12 protein-coding genes and 2 pseudogenes are annotated in these 18,406 nt (G+C 32.8%); all 14 read left to right on the top strand.

What is annotated here, in order from left to right; genetic code table 11:
- Window positions 1-236 precede the first annotated feature (236 nt).
- The 14 genes and pseudogenes from IW18_RS05655 to IW18_RS05595 all read left to right on the top strand — a co-directional run bounded on the left by IW18_RS05655 (window position 237) and on the right by IW18_RS05595 (window position 18,341).
- Window positions 237-3,218 carry a SusC/RagA family TonB-linked outer membrane protein gene (locus tag IW18_RS05655; protein ID WP_041516608.1) on the top strand — a complete coding sequence of 994 codons (2,982 nt, stop codon included), beginning with the start codon at window positions 237-239 and terminating at the stop codon, window positions 3,216-3,218.
- Between the two features lie 36 nt (window positions 3,219-3,254).
- Window positions 3,255-4,862, top strand: coding sequence for a RagB/SusD family nutrient uptake outer membrane protein (locus IW18_RS05650; protein WP_041516606.1), 1,608 nt, complete (start codon window positions 3,255-3,257; stop codon window positions 4,860-4,862).
- A 23-nt stretch (window positions 4,863-4,885) separates the two neighbouring features.
- The gene (locus IW18_RS22625) at window positions 4,886-5,707 is read left to right on the top strand and encodes a SusE domain-containing protein (protein ID WP_052480092.1); all 822 of its coding nucleotides are present in this window, start codon (window positions 4,886-4,888) and stop codon (window positions 5,705-5,707) included.
- Between the two features lie 735 nt (window positions 5,708-6,442).
- The gene (locus tag IW18_RS23175; RefSeq protein ID WP_160113214.1) at window positions 6,443-6,589 is read left to right on the top strand and encodes a hypothetical protein; all 147 of its coding nucleotides are present in this window, start codon (window positions 6,443-6,445) and stop codon (window positions 6,587-6,589) included.
- A gap of 62 nt (window positions 6,590-6,651) precedes the next feature.
- Entirely contained in the window at window positions 6,652-6,846 is a 195-nt protein-coding gene (locus IW18_RS05635) for a hypothetical protein (RefSeq protein ID WP_041516602.1), read from the top strand.
- Between the two features lie 97 nt (window positions 6,847-6,943).
- On the top strand, window positions 6,944-7,144 hold the full coding sequence (locus tag IW18_RS05630) for a hypothetical protein (protein WP_041516601.1): 201 nt from the start codon (window positions 6,944-6,946) through the stop codon (window positions 7,142-7,144).
- Between the two features lie 97 nt (window positions 7,145-7,241).
- The gene (locus IW18_RS05625) at window positions 7,242-7,442 is read left to right on the top strand and encodes a hypothetical protein (RefSeq protein ID WP_041516599.1); all 201 of its coding nucleotides are present in this window, start codon (window positions 7,242-7,244) and stop codon (window positions 7,440-7,442) included.
- A 151-nt stretch (window positions 7,443-7,593) separates the two neighbouring features.
- Window positions 7,594-8,763 carry a DUF6625 family protein gene (locus tag IW18_RS05620; protein WP_052480091.1) on the top strand — a complete coding sequence of 390 codons (1,170 nt, stop codon included), beginning with the start codon at window positions 7,594-7,596 and terminating at the stop codon, window positions 8,761-8,763.
- Between the two features lie 6 nt (window positions 8,764-8,769).
- Window positions 8,770-10,152: a DUF6734 family protein gene (locus IW18_RS22620; protein WP_052480090.1), complete on the top strand. Its 1,383-nt coding sequence runs from the start codon at window positions 8,770-8,772 to the stop codon at window positions 10,150-10,152.
- The gene (locus IW18_RS05610; protein ID WP_041516598.1) at window positions 10,149-11,738 is read left to right on the top strand and encodes a vitamin K epoxide reductase family protein; all 1,590 of its coding nucleotides are present in this window, start codon (window positions 10,149-10,151) and stop codon (window positions 11,736-11,738) included. The genes IW18_RS22620 and IW18_RS05610 overlap by 4 nt, the downstream gene beginning before the upstream one ends.
- Window positions 11,735-13,057 (top strand): annotated as a pseudogene (locus tag IW18_RS23485) (cysteine peptidase family C39 domain-containing protein); the annotation flags it as partial. The gene IW18_RS05610 and the pseudogene IW18_RS23485, both read left to right, overlap by 4 nt.
- A 195-nt stretch (window positions 13,058-13,252) precedes the next feature.
- Window positions 13,253-13,930 (top strand): annotated as a pseudogene (locus tag IW18_RS23480) (ATP-binding cassette domain-containing protein); the annotation flags it as partial.
- Window positions 13,931-13,952: 22 nt separating this feature from the next.
- The gene (locus IW18_RS05600; protein WP_041516596.1) at window positions 13,953-15,251 is read left to right on the top strand and encodes an HlyD family secretion protein; all 1,299 of its coding nucleotides are present in this window, start codon (window positions 13,953-13,955) and stop codon (window positions 15,249-15,251) included.
- 219 nt (window positions 15,252-15,470) lie between these two features.
- The gene (locus IW18_RS05595) at window positions 15,471-18,341 is read left to right on the top strand and encodes an alpha-amylase family glycosyl hydrolase (protein WP_041516595.1); all 2,871 of its coding nucleotides are present in this window, start codon (window positions 15,471-15,473) and stop codon (window positions 18,339-18,341) included.
- Window positions 18,342-18,406 lie beyond the last annotated feature (65 nt).

Below are 18,406 nucleotides of genomic sequence, written 5' to 3'. Positions count from 1 at the left end.
GGTATTTATTTGAAAAAAATCTAATTGTTAATAAAGGTATCTTATATTTTTATAATTGACAATTTTTGACTTAAAAGATTACAAAAAATAGAAAGTTTTCAACACTACCACGTTTTCGTAACTCAATAAAAATTGACTGTGGTCGAGCATGTTAATAAATTCCTAATTTTGAAATTCGAAGTAAAATTAAAAACTTAACTAACAATCAAAAACTCAAACTAATTTAAACAAAAAGTATGAAAACAATTTACAAAAAGTTGTTATTTTTATTCCTACTGTTGCCGTTTACTGTGCTCGCTCAAAGTACTTTAAAAGGAACGGTTGCCGATTTGGCAACGGGACAACCAATCCCGGGAGTAAATGTAAATGTACAAGGTGCTCCAGGTGGCACATCAACAGATTTTGACGGTAAATTTCAGTTATCTAATTTAAAAAATGGAGACAAAATTAATGTTTCATTTATTGGATACAAAACGTCAACTGTTACTTATAATGGACAACAATCGTTAACTGTTTCTTTAGAAGAAGATAACAATCAGCTTAAAGAGGTTGTGGTACAAGTAGGTTACGGTACTGTTAAGAAAAAAGACGCAACGGGATCTGTTTCTCAAATTTCTGCAAAAGAATTTAATAAAGGAATTAACGTAACTCCAGAAAGTTTAATTAGCGGTCGTATTGCTGGTGTAAACGTTGTTGGTGGAGGTGCGCCGGGAGCTAAAGCAGATATTAGAATTCGTGGAGGATCTTCGTTAAGTGCTTCGAATGAGCCTTTAATTGTAATTGACGGACTTCCTATGAGTAATGCGGTTCCTAACGGATCTACAAGTATTTTGTCTACAATTGATCCAAATGATATCGAATCTTTTACTGTGCTTAAAGATGCTTCTGCTGCTGCAATTTACGGTTCTAGAGCTGCAAATGGTGTAATTGTAATTACTACTAAAAAAGGAACTAAAGGTGGTGTAAAAGTTAACTTTAATTCTCAAGTAGGTATTAATACAGTTGCAAATACTGTAGATGTTTTAAGTGCTGACCAATTTCGTGCTTTAGTAAATGAAAAAGGAAATGCAGCTCAAAAAGCTTTATTGGGTACAGCAAATACAAACTGGCAAAATGAAATTTTTCATACTGCTTTAACAACAAACAACAATATCTCTGTAAGTGGTGCTTTGTTCAACAAATTGCCCGTACGTTTATCTGTTGGAAATGTTGATAATCCTGGAATCTTAAGAAACACTTCTTTTGAAAGAACTACGACATCGTTATCGTTAAACCCAGTTTTATTTGATAATCACTTAAAAATTGATATTAGCGGAAATTTAGCATTTGGAAAAAATCAATTTCAAGATGAAGGTCCGGTAATTGGTAGTGCTATTTCATTCGATCCAACACAATCTGTTTATCAAACGGGTTCTCGTTATGCAGGTTACTTTGAATGGTTGGAGGCAAATGGAAATGTACCATTATTGCCTGCAAGAAACCCAGTTGCCAGATTAAATCAAGACGATCGTAGATCAACATCTACTAGAAAATGGGGAAATATTAGATTAGACTATAAACTTCATTTCTTCGAAGATTTAAGAGTAGTTGTAGAAGGAGGAATTGATAAATTTAATAGTAATGGTTATACAAGAGTAAGTAACCAAAGTATTTTAGGATATCAGCCAGAAGTATTTAGCAGTGGAAAATGGGTAAATTTAGGAGGAGATATTCATTATACTGATAGTCGCCAAAATAAAAACTTAAATACTTATTTTAACTATACTAAAGATTTAGGTAAGTTTAAAATTGATGCAACAGCAGGATATAACTACCAGTTGTTTCAAAGAGTTGGATATGATTCAGGTCAAACAAAAGAGCCAAATCCAAAAGAAGATGTTACTACAGATCCGGATATTAACTTACAATCGTATTTTGGTCGTTTGACTTTAAATTATGACAGTAGATATTTATTGACTTTAAACTACAGAAGAGACGGAACTTCTCGTTTTGCTAAAGAAAACAGATGGGGTAATTTTGGAGGAGCTGCTTTTGCATGGAATGTTGCTCAAGAAGAGTTCTTAAAAGATAATGAGACTTTGTCAAGTTTAAAATTAAGAGTTGGATACGGAACTACAGGTCAGCAAGATATTGTACCTCAATACGATTACCTAAGAAGAGTAACTTTAGGAACAATCAATACACAATACCTTTTTAATGGAGTTATTTACAAAGCTGCAAGACCAGAAGGTTATAACCCAGATATTAAATGGGAAGATTTGGCTGAGATGAACGTAGGTGTGGATTTTGGATTTTTTAAAGACAGAATTACTGGAACGGTTAATTATTTTGATAAAAAATCAAGTGACCTTTTGGCTGAAATCGCTTACCCTGATGGTGCAAATATTAGAAACCAAGGATATAGTAATATTGGTAGCGTAAGAACTAAAGGGGTTGAGTTTAATCTTCAGTCAGACATTATCAAAAATGATAAATTGACATGGAACCTTGCTGTTAATGCAACTTATATCGATCAAAAAATCACTGATTTAGGAACTAATGTTCCAGGATTTCAAGGATATATTACAGGAGATATTATTGCTGGAGGTACAGGAAACCAAGTATTGATACATTCTGCAGGATTTGCTCCAAATTCATTCTTTGTTTTTGAGCAATTATATGATGCAAACAAGAGACCAATTCAAGGTGCTTATGCAGACAGAAATGGCGATGGCGCTATTACAGATGCAGATCGTTATAAATTTCATAAACCAACGGCAGATTATACTTTCGGGTTGTACTCTACTTTGAATTATAAAAAATTCGATTTTACAATGAACTGGAGAGCTAGTTTAGGAAACTATATTTATGATAACGTAAGTTCTGATAAAGGATATTTACAAGCAGGGTTAAGAAGAGATTCTGATTTGTCTAATATTAGTACTGATTATTACAATACTGGTTTTACTACAGAAAGTAACTCTAATGGAACGCAACGTAATTACTCGGATTATTTTGTAAAAGACGCTTCTTTTATCAAACTTGATAACGTAGTATTTGGATACACTTTTGATAAAACATTATTAAAAGCTGCTTCGTTAAGATTTACGGTAGGAGTTCAGAATGTTTTTGTTTTAACAAAATACGATGGTTTAGATCCTGAGAAATTCAACGGAATAGACAATAATGTTTATCCAAGAGCCAGAACATTCTTGTTTGGAGTAAATGCGAATTTCTAATAGTACATTGAAAAATTAAATTTAAAAATAAACAAAATGAAAATATCATTTAAATATATATCTTATTTTCTCCTATTCATTTTAGGATTGAGTATGACGCTTACTTCGTGTACGAGCGACTTAGATGTGACGCCAAAGGATGATGATGAGTTTCTTTCTGATACCTTTTTTCAAGATCCGGCATCATACAAACAAGTTTTAGCAAAATTGTATGCAGGTTTATATGTAGGAGGAAATGATGGAGATGGTTCTCCGGATATTTTTGGTCTTACGGGAGATTTTAGTAGTTACTTGCGATTATTATTTGTTTCGCAGGAATTCCCAACAGATGAGGCTATTATTGCATGGGCAGATGATGGTTTACCAGCAATAAATGGTCAGCAATGGAGTCCAAGTAATCAGTTTTTGTACGGAATTTTCTCAAGAGCTTTTTACGAAATTAGTGTTGCTAATGAGTTTTTAAGACAAACAACGGATGAAAAACTTACGGCAAGAGGTGTTGATGCTACTTTAAAGGCAGAAATTGTTAAGCTTAGAGCAGAAGCTCGTTTTTTAAGAGCTTTTTCTTATGTGAATTTAATGGACTTATTTGGTAATGTGCCAATTACTACTGAAAAAGATCCAGTTGGATTCTATTATCCAGAGCAAAAAACAAGAGCAGAAGTTTTTGCTTTTGTAGAGTCAGAATTAAAAGATATGGATAATACATTAGTTGCTTCTGGAGCTAATGAATATGGTAGAGTAGATAAAACGGCTGCTAAGTTTTTATTAGCGCAAATTTATTTAAATGCTAAAGTATACACTGGAACAGAAAGAAATAATGATGCTGCTACAGTTTGTAATGATATTATAACTGGTTCTGCATATACTTTTGCAAATGTACCTTACCGTTTCTTGTTTTCTGCTGATAACAATAGAAATGGAGCACAAAAGGAAGTTATCTTCCCAATTGTTGGAGATGGTAATGCAATTAGAGCTACCGGAGGAGGAATGAGTTTTATTCTTCATGCATCTATTGGTGGAAGTATGAATGCTGCTGATCAAGGTATGAACGGTGGATGGTCTGGAATACGTGCAAGACCAGAGTTTGTTCAATTGTTTCCAGATGCAACTGCAACTGCTGATAAAAGAGGAACTTTTTATACAAATGGGCAAACTTTAGATATTGCTGATTATGGAGTATTTACTAATGGTTATGCGGTTAAAAAATTCACTAACGTAAATTCTGATGGAACTGCTGCACAAAGAAATGATATTCCTGATACAGATTTCCCAATGTACAGATTGTCTGATGTGTATTTAATGTATGCAGAAGCAACTTTAAGAGGAGCATCTTCTGGTAATACTACAACAGCTTTAGGGTATATTAATAAAATTAGAGTAAGAGCTGGTGCTGGTGTCGTTACCGCTACAGACTTAACGCTAGACTTTATTTTAGATGAAAGAGCAAGAGAATTGTTCTGGGAATGTCACAGAAGAACAGATTTAATTCGTTTTGGTAAATTCACAGGAGGATCTAAGATCTGGCAGTGGAAAGGTGGTGTTAAAAATGGTAGTGGTACAGAAGAATTTAGAAATCTAATGCCAATTCCTTCAAAAACTATTCAGGCTAACCCAACTTTAAAACAAAATCCAGGATACTAACTAACCTTATAAAAAATAATAAAATGAAAAATATATATAAAATTTTAATCGCATTCATTGGTGTTTTAGCAGTATCATGTAATGCAGATGATGTAGAAAACAGACCAGTAATACAGCCAGTTACGGCTCCAGTTTTACTTAGCCCAAAAAATGATTTCAATATTGTTCTTACAAAAGATAAAGAAAAAGAAATTGCTACAACAGTAATTTGGGATGATGCGAAGTACGACGGGACTCAAACAGTAGTAAACTATACAATTGAAATTGCAAAAGCGGGAACTAAATTTGCTGCTCCTGTTGCTGTAACTACAACTACTGCTCGTTTTAAAGCTTTGACAGTAGCAGAATTGAACTCTGCTTTAGTTAATGGTGGTTTTATTGAGAAACAAGAAAATAGTGTAGACATTCGTATTAAAGCTACTGTTGGAATTGGTGCTGAAGCACAATACTCAAACTTCTATACTTTTAAAGCAACTCCTTATCACACGCCATTAGCAAGTTCTCACTGGTTAGTTGGAGCAGCTACACCTGGTGGATGGAGCTGGGACGGAGATGCTGAAACTGAGTTTCCTTTAGTTCCAGGTCAAACTAATATTTACCAAGTGACTATTGTTCTTAAAAGCGGAGAAGCATTTAGAGAATTTTTATCAAATGACTTTACAAGTGGTGGTAACTGGGGCGCAAATAATAGTCATAACTATACTTACTATTCAGGTTTAGGTTATACTATCGATTCAGAATTAGTAAATGCTGCAGATGGTGACAGTAACTTTAAATACACTGGACCAACAGGACCAAGAGTTTTAAAAATTGACAACGTTGCAAAAACTATAACAGTAGATTAATTTTTAATCCCTAAATAATTTAAAGGCTATCCTATGGATAGCCTTTTTTTTTTGAAAGAAAAATGAGTTCTCTTAACAATATAAAACTTTACTATCCTTCTGTTATTACACTACCATTTCAAATAGAAAATTAAACCCGATTAAATTATAAAAAAAGGCTGTCTTATATCGACAGCCTTTTTTTTATGGAATACTATTTATCCTTTAGATTTTTAATGACAGATGTGTCTAACTTTTGTAAGACAAACAATGACATGTAACACTTTTTTATGCAATATAATTATGATTTAATCTTAAATAACTTTTTGCTGATTATTAATCGAAAAAAGAAGTTTTAAAAATAGTAAATATGTAAAATTAGCATAGTTTGTTTTTTGAATGCATAATAAATTAATTATTTTTTTATCATTTTAATTATTTATTAACAATATAACGTTGTAGTTGAGCTTTGGAAAAAGCTAAGGTATTTTGATCGTATATTTTTTATATTTTTAAGAGAAATACGACATTTTAAGTATTTAACAGCCTGATTAATTTGTAGTTGCAAATACGAATCAAAAGGTTGTCAAAATTGGTTGCGCAACTTGGACCGAGCTAGAAATTGATGTCTTGAAAATAGGATTTTAAAAAACAAAAAAGCGGAAGCCGAAAAGCTAATGAGTAGGCTATTTTAACCTATTAGTAATGAAAAAAATTAGTTTAAAGAACATTCATGAAGGCATGAAAAGAGAAGAAATGCGCATGATACAAGGTGGTTCTGGCTGCGGTTGTGGTGTAGGTAGTACATGTATTCCCGGAAGTCCGGTGTTTAATTGTGCTCCACCTTTAAAATGCATTTCTAAACCCAAATATCCGGGTGATACATTAACCTATTGTTCTTAATAACCATAAAGCGAAAGTCGAAAAGCTAATGAGTAGACATGTAAAAATCAAAACGTATTGAAATGAAAAAAATTAGTTTAAAAAATATTACAGAAGGCTTAAAAAGAGATGAAATGCGCACGATACAAGGAGGCTCCGGATGTGGATATCCTGCGGGTGGATTTTGTTATGTTGGGCACAACATCTTCAATTGTGCGGTAGGTTTAACTTGCGTTAGAGATAACAGATATTCTAATAACGCTGGATACTGCGCTTAGAACATTCTTTCATCACTACAAGTTCTGTTTCAAACAATAATAAAGCGGAAGTCGAAAAGCTAATGAGTAGACAAACAAAAAATAAAAACGTATCAAAATGAAAAAAATTAGTTTAAAAAACATTACAGAAGGTTTAAAAAGAGACGAAATGAGAATGATTCAAGGTGGTTCAGGATGTGGATCTCCAGCGGGAAGTTTTTGTTATGTAAATCACGGTATATTTAATTGTGCTCCAGCTCTAAAATGTGTTCCAAAACCACAATATCCAGGAGATATTTATACTGGAATCTGCTACTAAACCACTCTTTTAATGTATTAAAAGAAGTGTTTTGAAAAACAATAAGCAGAAGTCGAAAAGCTAAAGAGTAGACATACAAAAAATCAAAACTTATCAAATGAAAAAAATTAGTTTAAAAAACATTACAGAAGGTTTAAAAAGAGATGAAATGCGCATGATACAAGGTGGTTCAGGGTGTGGATCTCCAGCAGGAAGGTATTGTATGCTAAATCATGGTATATTTAATTGTGCTCCATCTCTAAAATGTGTTCCAAAACCTGAATATCCGGGAGATATTTATACAGGAATCTGCTCTTAAGCCATTCTTATAATGTATTAAAAGAAGTGTTTTGAAAAACAATAAGCAGAAATCGAAAAGCTAAGGCTACAGATGCACTGTTTAATGGATTGTTTTATAAAAGACTATACTATAAGAAATTATAGTATAGTCTCTTTTTTAATTTGAAAAAATGAATAAAATAGTATTGCTTAATTGTTATCTGGGAAAACTGCCGTGGTATTTTGATTTTTTCCTGAAATCCTGTGAAACCAATCCAACCGTTGATTTTATAATATTTTCAAATGATGATAAAGAAGGAGACGTTCCACAAAATGTAAAAATGGTAAAATTTTCATTAGAAGCCTTTAATATCCTTGCGTCACAAAAGCTTAATCTGGATATAAAGATTACCAATGCCTATAAAATTTGCGATTTTAAACCCGCTTTCGGAATTATTTTTCAAGATGAAATTTCTCCTTACGATTTTTGGGGAGTTTGTGATATTGACCTTGTTTTTGGAAGAATAAGAGAATTCATGACTCAGGAATTACTGAATGATTACGATGTAATTTCCGTAAAAGATTCTTTTCCGTCAGGCTATTTTTTACTTTTTAGAAACAACACAATAGTCAATCATCTCTTTGAAAAAAGTAAAGATTATAAATACATTTTTACCACTAACGATAATTATTGTTTTGATGAATGCGGAGGCGCTTATGATGAAGTAATTTCAGGAATAAATATTCTTGATGTACCTACAGAAACAGAAAGTATACACCATGTTTTAGTCAAAGAACAAAACAATATTAGAGTACATTTTGATCTCTTTATTATCGAAGGAACACCGGGCAGAATAAAATGGGACAATGGAATTTTAAGTTATAAAAATGAATACGAAGTACTGTTATATCATTTTAGCAGTTACAAGAATAATATTTTTTCGGGCATAAAAAAATGGAAAAAAATACCAGATTCTTATTACGTCGATAAATACAATATAAGGAAATATTCAAGTTTAGGAATCCCTGCAAAATGGACAGATGATTTTAAACCAAATTTTAAAAATTCGCTGTTTAAAATAGACATGTTCTGGTCAAGATTTTTTAAAATCAAACCAATGCGAAGTCTGGAAAAAGGACAATATTCTTATATGAATCGATATATGTTTATTGGCAAAAACGCCAAAGAACAAAACTATGTCTATTATGAAAATCCGGAAAATCAATTTGATTTAAGCAGAATGATTTTTCATTCGAATTACTTTTTTAATACACATACCAAACAATATTATAAAGACGAAAAAAATAGTTTCTCTGAAGTTATGCTTGACGGAAACTTAATTAAATACTCCAAATCATAAAATTAAATGAAAATAATTCAATCATTTTGGTCTCAAAATCTAGAAGATCCGTTAACCGAAAATTATGGCTGGTTATCCAATGCACATAACTGGTTAAGTTGGATATTAAGCGCAAATCAACTGGCGAAATTTTATAATGTAGAATTATATACAGATCAAAAAGGATATGAAATATTAATTGAGAAACTACAATTGCCGTACAATAAAGTTCATGTTGTTTTAGACGAACTCAATCATTATCACAAAAGCCTTTGGGCAATGCCCAAAATTAAAACATACAGCCTGCAAAACGAACCTTTTTTGCATGTTGATGGCGATGTGTTTATCTGGAAAGAGTTTTCGGATCAATTATTAAATGGAGATTTTATTACCCAGAATTTAGAGATAACAACAGAATATTACGAAGGGATGTGGAAGGAGATTTATCCTAATTTATTGTATGTCCCAAATGAAATGAAAGACTACATCAATAACAACAGCAATTATGCCTACAATATGGGTATAATTGGAGGTAATAATTATGAGTATTTCAAGAAATATGCTGCTATTTCGTCTGCATTTGTAGATCGTAACAAATCAGTTTGGAACTCCATTAACGGTTTTAATTTTAATATATTTTTTGAGCAAGTCCTGTTTTACAATATGATAAAAGAGACTTCAGAGCAAGTTAATTGCTTGTTTGCCGACACTCCAAATGACAATAGTTATATAGGTTTTGGCGATTTTGATAAAGTACCCAATCAAAAAAGTTACCTGCATTTGTTAGGAACATATAAAAAAAGTGTGCGCATTTGCAGTAATCTGGAAACCTACGTAATTAAGGAATATCCGGAATATTTTGAACGCTTACGAAAATTGTTACCCGATTATTTTTCATATTATGAAACCTCTTTTAACGCATCTAAAAATCAAGATTTAAAAAATGATTTTAAGTCAATAAATACATTTGGAAGCAATCAAAATATTTCGAATGAATACATGACAGGAAGAAATTTTATGTCTCTGGAATTTCCACAAGAATTTGATCAATTAGTAGCCCATAATACAGCGTTTGAGTTATTCAAATTTTCGGAAGTTGAGATTAAAGACTATTTCAATGAAGAGTTAAATCAAGAAATAAGATCGGCCATCGTTCCAGAGCTTGGTTATAAAATTTCGCAAGTAAGTCTGGACGAAATTGATGAACTAATTTTAAGTGAATTAGAAACCCCAATTCTTTATCAAGATTTTATACTCAAAATGAATACCTATTTAGAAGAAGACATTGACGAAGCGGGGAAGTTAGATTTTATAGAATTAATTCAAACCAGAACTCGGTTTTTTATAGTCGAAAAAATACTATTCTTAAAAGTAAAAATCGAAGAAACTGATTTAATTCCATTAAGATGACAGACTTCTTTTACCTCAAAAAATATCTTCGAGAGCATAAATATTATCATTTTGAAGAAAAAATAATACTCGAATTAGAATCACATCCTGATTATCCAAGTTTAGCGGCAATAGTAGACGTATTCAATTATTATGATATCGAAAATATTGCAGCCCGAATTGATCAAAGTGATTTAATGAATTTGCCTAAAACATATCTTTCCGTTTTTTCGACACATACAGGAAATGAAATTGTTTACACAAAAAAAACAGGAAATGATTTTGAAATTCAGTTTGCAAACGGTTTTGTTCAAAAGCTTTCAAGAGCAAAGTATCTTGAAGGATGGAACGGAATGATTGTAGCAATCGAAGAAAATGAAAATAGTAATAAAGAACAAAAAAGTATCATTTCGGGAAACATCGGATTGTTTTTAATTGGTACTATTTGTTTGGCCTTATTTCATGTGTATTGGCTAAATTCATCAAATCCTATTTTGCCAATTTGTTACGCTTTAACAGCTATTGCAGGATTACTAATTAGCGTTTTTTTAGTTAGAGAAGACTTAGGATTTCAAGACGATTCTATTTCAAAAATTTGTCATGCAACAAAAAAAACAAGTTGTAAAGAAGTACTATCTTCTAATAATGCGAAAGTTTTGAGCAATTTAAAATTAAGTGACATTTCCTTAATTTACTTTTCGGTTTTAACCGCTTTTTCAACCTTCACATTAATTCAGGATACCGCTTTTGTTTATAGTTGTTTGGCATTGTTGAGTATTCCAGTGTTGCTTTATTCACTATTTGCTCAATATTTTATAGTAAAAAAATGGTGCATTTTGTGTTTGGGCATTGCAAGCGTTTTAGCGATGCAAATTGCTTTGATTTTGATTTACGGATTTGATAATTTTTCGTTTTTAGAGCATCTAAAAAACACTGCCACATTTTTTGCCATTTTGATTCTGTCAACCATTGTTTGGATGGAGCTTAAAAATTTAATCAGGAATAATTTAATTTATAAAAATAGCGAATTAAAATACCATCAGCTTAAACGCAAATATCCCGTTTTTAAAGGGCTTTTAAGCGATGATCAAAGTGTAAATACACATACGTTAGATAGATTAGAAGCCATTACAATTGGCAATGAAAATGCACCCATAACACTCTATGCAGTACTTAGCGCATCGTGTGGACATTGCCATAAAGCTTATGAAAACTTAATGAAGTTGCTGGCCAAGAATGAAGAACAAGTAAACGTTAAACTCATTTTTAATATAAATATCGACAACTACAATAACCCTTATAATGGGATCTATCAGCAGATAATGAATTATTATCTTTTAGGAGATTATTCTAGAGTTACAACAGCACTACAGGATTGGCATATACAAAGAGTAACACTCGAAGACTGGAAATCCAAATGGAAGTTCAAACAATCAGAACAAGCAAGTGTAATAATACAAGATCAATACAATTGGTGTCTTGAAAATAAGGTTTTTCATACTCCCGCAATCATTTTAAATGGACAGCTGCTTCCTAAAGAGTATGATGTTAATGAACTCAATTTTTTTATTGAACGTTTAATAGAAGAAAAAAACCTAGTATTTTGAAAATAATAAATTTCCCTTTCTACAAACAGCCCGATGCCAAAGATTGCGGCCCAACTTGTTTGCGCATTATTGCAAAATATTACGGAAAAGTAATAGAGCTACAGCAAATAAGAAACCTGTCTGAAACTACACGAGAAGGCAGTAGCTTACTAGGATTAAGTGATGCCGGCGAAGCTTTAGGGTTTCGAACTCTTGGTATAAAAAATAATTTTGAGACCTTGCAAAATGAAATGCCACTTCCGTGTATTGTTCATTGGAACAACCAGCATTTTGTAGTTGTTTATAAAATAAAAAAAGATAAAGTCTATATCTCAGATCCCAGTCATGGATTAATAACCTACACCAAAGAAGAATTTATCAAGTTTTGGATAGGTAAAAATGCACATGAAAAAACCGAAGAAGGTATTGCACTTTTGTTAGAGCCAACGCCAGAGTTTTTTAAAAACGAATGGGATAACGAAAACTCAAAAAGGAGTTTTGGGTATCTCACAAAGTATTTGTTTCGTTATAAAGGTTTAGTTATTCAGCTCGTAATTGGGTTGGCAGCGGCGAGTTTATTTTCGTTGTTATTTCCTTTTCTAACCCAAAGTATTGTCGATGTTGGAATTCAGACACGGGATTTAAATTTTATCTATTTAATTCTGTTGGCGCAACTAATGCTTTTTGCGGGACAAACCGCAATCGAAGTACTTCGTTCCTGGATAATGCTTCACTTGAGCACCAGAATTCATATTTCGTTAGTTTCAGATTTTTTTATAAAACTGATGAAATTACCCATTAGTTATTTTGACAGCCGAATGACCGGCGATATAATGCAGCGAATAGGAGACAATAGAAGAATAGAACAATTACTTACCGGAAGTTCATTAAATGTTATGTTCTCGTTAGTAAACCTAGTCGTGTTTAGTTTTGTCCTGATTTTTTATAATCTACAATTGTTCTTAGTGTTTTTAGTGGGCAGTATCGCTTACCTCGGTTGGATTTTATTCTTTTTGAAGAAACGAAAAGAACTGGATTACAAACGCTTTTCGCAAGTTTCAAATGAACAATCTAAGGTTATGGAACTTATAAACGGCATGCAGGAAATTAAAATGCACAACGCCGAAAAGCAAAAACGTTGGGGATGGGAGTTTGTTCAAATTCGCCTTTTTAAGGTAAACATGCAATCGCTAACTCTGGAGCAATGGCAATCTGTAGGATCAAACTTTATCAATCATCTTAAAGATTTATTAATCACCTTTTTTTCGGCAACCTTAGTAGTCAAAGGAGAATTGACATTAGGGATGATGTTGTCTGTTCAATACATAATTGGTCAGTTAAACAATCCGTTAATGCAAATGGTAGGTTTTGTACGTTCGCTTCAAGATGCTAAAATAAGTTTAGAACGACTAGGCGAAATTCACGATAAAGAAGATGAAGAAGACCTTTTAAATCCTAAAATCTATGATTTAGGACATTCTGATATTTGCATTAAACACCTATCCTTTCGATATACCGGAAATCCAGATTACGTTCTGGAAGATTTGAGTTTACTTGTCCCCAAACAAAAAACAACTGCGATTGTAGGAACAAGCGGAAGTGGAAAAACAACTCTACTCAAGCTTTTAATGAAATTTTACGAGCCAAATGCAGGCGAAATTCTTCTTGATAAAATGAGGTTTAATATGATTTCTCCAAGCGCCTGGAGAGGTAAATGCGGAGTCGTAATGCAGGAAGGATTTATTTTTAATGATACAATTGCCAACAATATTGCGGTTGGAGAAGATTATGTCGATAAGAAAAAATTACTGCATGCCGTTGAAACTGCCAATATTAGGGAATTTATAGAAAGTTTACCACTTTCCTACAACACAAAAATAGGGAACGAAGGAACAGGAATTTCTGGCGGACAGCGACAGCGATTACTGATTGCCAGAGCAGTGTATAAAAATCCTGATTATTTATTTTTTGATGAAGCTACTTCTTCTCTTGATGCCAATAATGAAAAGGTAATTATGGAAAATCTGAATCAGTTTTTAGTTGGTAAAACAGCGGTTATTATAGCACACCGATTATCGACAGTAAAAAATGCAGATCAAATTGTAGTACTCGAAAAAGGAAAAATAGTTGAGATAGGAACACATAAAGAATTGGTTTTAGCTCAAAAAAACTATTACGAATTAGTAAAAAATCAATTAGAATTAGGGAATTAATATCCTTTTAAAATAAATTAAAATGACACGAAATAATGTTTTAGAAGATATAGAATTACGTTCAGAGTCAGTACAGGAAGTACTGTCCAATCCGCCGGCTTGGATTGTTCGTTACGGTATTTCGATCATTTTCGCAATAATACTGCTGTTTATCGTTGGATGCTGGTTTATAAAGTATCCAGATGTAATTTCGGCAAAAGCTGTGATAACTTCACATCATCCGCCAGAACGAATGGAATCTAAGGTTAATTCAAGAATCGTTAAACTTTGCGCTGCTAACTCTTCAAAAGTAAAAAGCGGAACAATACTGGCAATTTTAGAAAGTACAGCCAATTTTGAAGATGTTTTAAAACTGGAAAAAATGGTAAACTCAATTCCGTCTGATTATCAGTTGTTTTATTTCCCATTTAAAGATTTGAATAATTTGCAACTGGGAGATATTCAAACCTCCTTTAGCCAGTTTCATAAAATCTATATTGAGAATGATTTGAATCAAAAACTTCATCCATATTCAGAAGAAATTAGCGCAGCCAGAAGTTCTCAGTCCGAAAATATAAATCGACTGGCATCATTATACGAACAGCAAAAACTAGAAAAAGTAAAACTAAACTTAAGCGATGTACAGTACAAAAGATCATTGCAATTGTTTGAAAAAGGAGTTATATCTAAATATGATTTAGATGTTCAAAAAGCAAATAATTTACAAGCAAAACAAAGTTACGATCAAACCAACTCAACAATTTCGCAACAGAAAGAAGCAATAGATCAGGCTAAAAAGCAAGTCGTAATCAATCAAATTTCTCAGGAAAAAGCAGATGTAACCAATTTAAGCTCCTTGTTTCAAGCTCTCGACGAATTAAAAAAAAGCATTCATATCTGGAAACAAAACTATTTGTTTGTTGCAAGTTATGATGGCGTTTTTAGGTTTCAGAATTCATGGAAAGAAAATCAACTTATAAAAACGGGAGATTTATTTGCTACTATACTGCCAGAAAATCAAGGAGATTATGTAGGCAGTTTAAAAGTTCCGCTGCAGAATTCGGGAAAAATCCAGCTAAACCAAAAAGTCTTAATCAAATTAGATAATTTTCCTTTTCAGGAATATGGAATGCTGGAAGGACGTATTCAATCCATGTCGACAATCACAGATAAAGACGGAGATTATTTTATAGAGGTCGCAATGCCAAACGGACTAAAAACAACTTACGGGAAAAAGATAAAATTTGATAAAGAACTAATAGGTTCCGGAGATATCATAACAGAAGAAATGCGTTTGATCGAACGAGTTTTTTATCAATTCAGGAAATTGTTGCAACGCTAATTCGCTTTTTTAAAGATTCAATATCGAAAATTATATAAAGTTGATTTTCCTGTATGAAAAATTTACGTTTTTGTATGATTTTAAGGGAATTGCAATAAAGTTTTAAACACTACAACGTTTGCGTTATTGTATTTCGAAAACGCTATAGTAGAATGTGTTATTAATAAATATCTTTATTAATTATCTAACTTTTTACCACAAAATATACCAATTCTAATTATGAAAAAAACTTTACTCTTACTATTTCTTTTGATGTCTGCGGCTCTTTTTGCACAGACACAAACGATAACCTATTCCATAAATCCACAAACTTTTGAAGACACAACTCCAATTACTATAACCGTTGATGGAAGTAGTATAAACGAAGGTACATGGTCGGTAACAGGAAATGCTTTATATCTGTGGTCTTGGTCGTATGATATAAATGATACTGCTCAGGCGGATTCGCCTTCAAATGGATCTTGGACAGCTTCAAACGAGGCAAGTAGATTCACCTATAATTCAGCAACAGATACTTATACAAAAACCTTTACGCCATCTGTTTACTTTAATAGAAACGGAATTGGAAAAATTGGATTTCTAATAAAAGCCAAAGACGGAACGGGAGCAAAACAATCGCAAGATATTTTGGTTGAGGTTGGTACATTTCAGGTAAACTTGACCGCTCCAGTTGAAAATAGTGCAACAATTTTGGCTTCTGGCTCAAATTTTAATATCACGGCAACAAATACAAACGGGTTGGCAAGTTATTCGCTAAAAGCAAACGGAGTTGTCATTAACACAGTTGCAAGTGCTTCAAGTTATACGTATTTACATACCAGTATTACAAGTAATCAAACCTACGAATTGGCGGTAACGCAGGGAGCTACTACAATTACCAAAAAGTTTTCGGCAATAGTAAATCCAAATACAGTTTCAGCAGCAATGCCTGCGGGTTTAGTCGACGGAATAAATTATAATTCAACAGATGCTACAAAAGCAACTTTAGTTCTGGATGCACCTTTAAAAGATTTTGTTTACGTTGCAGGAAGTTTTAATAACTGGCAGCCTTCATCGGCGTATGCCATGAAAAAAGATCCAACTTCAGGTAAATTCTGGTTAGAGTTAACCGGATTAGTTTCAGGAGTAAGCAATACCTATCAATATTGGGTCGTAAAAACAACACCAATTGCAAATTCGCCAGCGTTGGTAAAAACAGCAGATCCATACTCAACATTAGTTTTGTCGCCTTACGACGATCCTTCAATTCCTGCTGCTTCATACCCAAATATGCCAGTATATCCTGTAGGGCAAAGTTTTGAAGTTACCGTTCTAAAAACAGGACAAACACCATACAATTGGAAAGTAACTAATTTTACAAAACCTGAAAAAGATAAATTAGTAGTCTATGAAGTTTTGGTTCGTGATTTTGATGCTGCCAGAAGTTATCAAAGTTTAATTGATAAAATAGACTATTTTAAAAATCTTAAAATAAATGCTATTGAATTAATGCCGGTAATGGAATTTGAAGGCAATGAAAGTTGGGGTTATAATACTTCGTTTCATATGGCCTTGGATAAATTCTATGGAACTTCGGATAAATTAAAAGAACTAATCGATTTATGTCATCAAAACGGAATTGCCGTTATTTTAGATGTGGCGCTAAATCACGCTTTTGGCAGAAATCCAATGGTTCGTATGTGGATGAACGATCCTGATGGTGATGGTTTTGGGGCGCCAACTGCCGAAAATCCTTATTTTAATACCGTAGCAAAACACAGTTATAGTGTTGGAGAAGACTTTAATCATCAATCATTAAAAACACAATATTATGTAGATCGCGTTATTAAACAATGGATTGAAGAATATAAAATTGATGGTTTCCGTTGGGACTTAACCAAAGGATTTACTCAGGCTTGTACAGCTAATGATCAAAATTGTACCAACGCTTATCAACAAGACAGAGTTGATGTTTTAAAGAAATATGCAGATTACTCATGGAGTTTAGACCCAACACATTATACCATTTTTGAACATTTAGGAACTGATGCCGAAGAAAAAGAATGGGCAAATTACAGAGTTGCAGATCCTGTGAGCAAAGGAATAATGATGTGGGGTAAAATGACAGATCAATACAGCCAACTAGCGATGGGTTATGCGACAAACACAGATATTTCGAGAATGGCTAGTGCTAGTCATGGTTTTGTAGCAAATCGTTTAATGGGTTATGCAGAAAGTCATGACGAAGAACGTGTAATGTATAAAAGTTTACAATTTGGAGCTTCAAACGGGTCTTACGATGTAAAAAACTTAAATACAGCATTGTCGAGAATGCCTGCACTTGGAGCAGTTTCATTATTGGTTCCAGGTCCTAAAATGATTTGGCATTTTGGAGATTTAGGTTGGGAGAGTTCTATTTTTACCTGCAATAATAATACAGTAAACACAGATGTCGATGGTACGGCCGGAGATTGTAAATTAGATACTAAGCCACAACCTCAATGGGTAAATAATTGGTTGGGAAATTCAAATCGAAGCAAGATTTACAACGATTGGGCAAAAATGATTACGCTTAAAACTACAGAGCCTGTGTTTTTAGGAACTCCCACAATTGCAAGTGCCAGTACATTATCTGTAAATATAAAAATCACGAACAGTAATTTGTCTTCGGCACAATTAAAAGATGTTTTAATCTTGGCGAATTTTGATACAACGGCAAAAAATGTTCCAACAGGTTTTCAATATACTGGAATATGGTACAATTTAATGGACAACAGCACAATCAATGTGACAGATGTAAATGCGGTTATAAACATACCAGCTGGAGAGTATAGAATTTACGGTAACAAAGTAGCAAATCTAGCAATAGAAGATTTTGAGAAAGGAAATACAGTTAGCTTATATCCAAATCCGGTTTCAAATTATTTTACACTAAACATAGCTACAACCAAAGTTCAGGTTTATGCAATTTCAGGACAACTGGTAAAAAGTTTTGCAAACGGAAATACAGATTCTCAGTTTAATGTAAGTGATTTAGAAACGGGCTTATATGTTGTAAAAGCTTTGGATGAAAACGGAAAAACTCAAGTAATGAAGCTTATTAAAAAATAAATCTATTAAAGCATATCTAACAGATTAAAAATTTGGTTTGGTTAGTAGTTCGAAAGGGCTGTTCT

Origin of the sequence: Flavobacterium hibernum, assembly GCF_000832125.1 — a bacterium.
GTDB lineage: Bacteria > Bacteroidota > Bacteroidia > Flavobacteriales > Flavobacteriaceae > Flavobacterium > Flavobacterium hibernum.
Note: the sequence above shows the minus strand (reverse complement) of the source record. Positions and strands in the feature narration are given on the sequence as shown.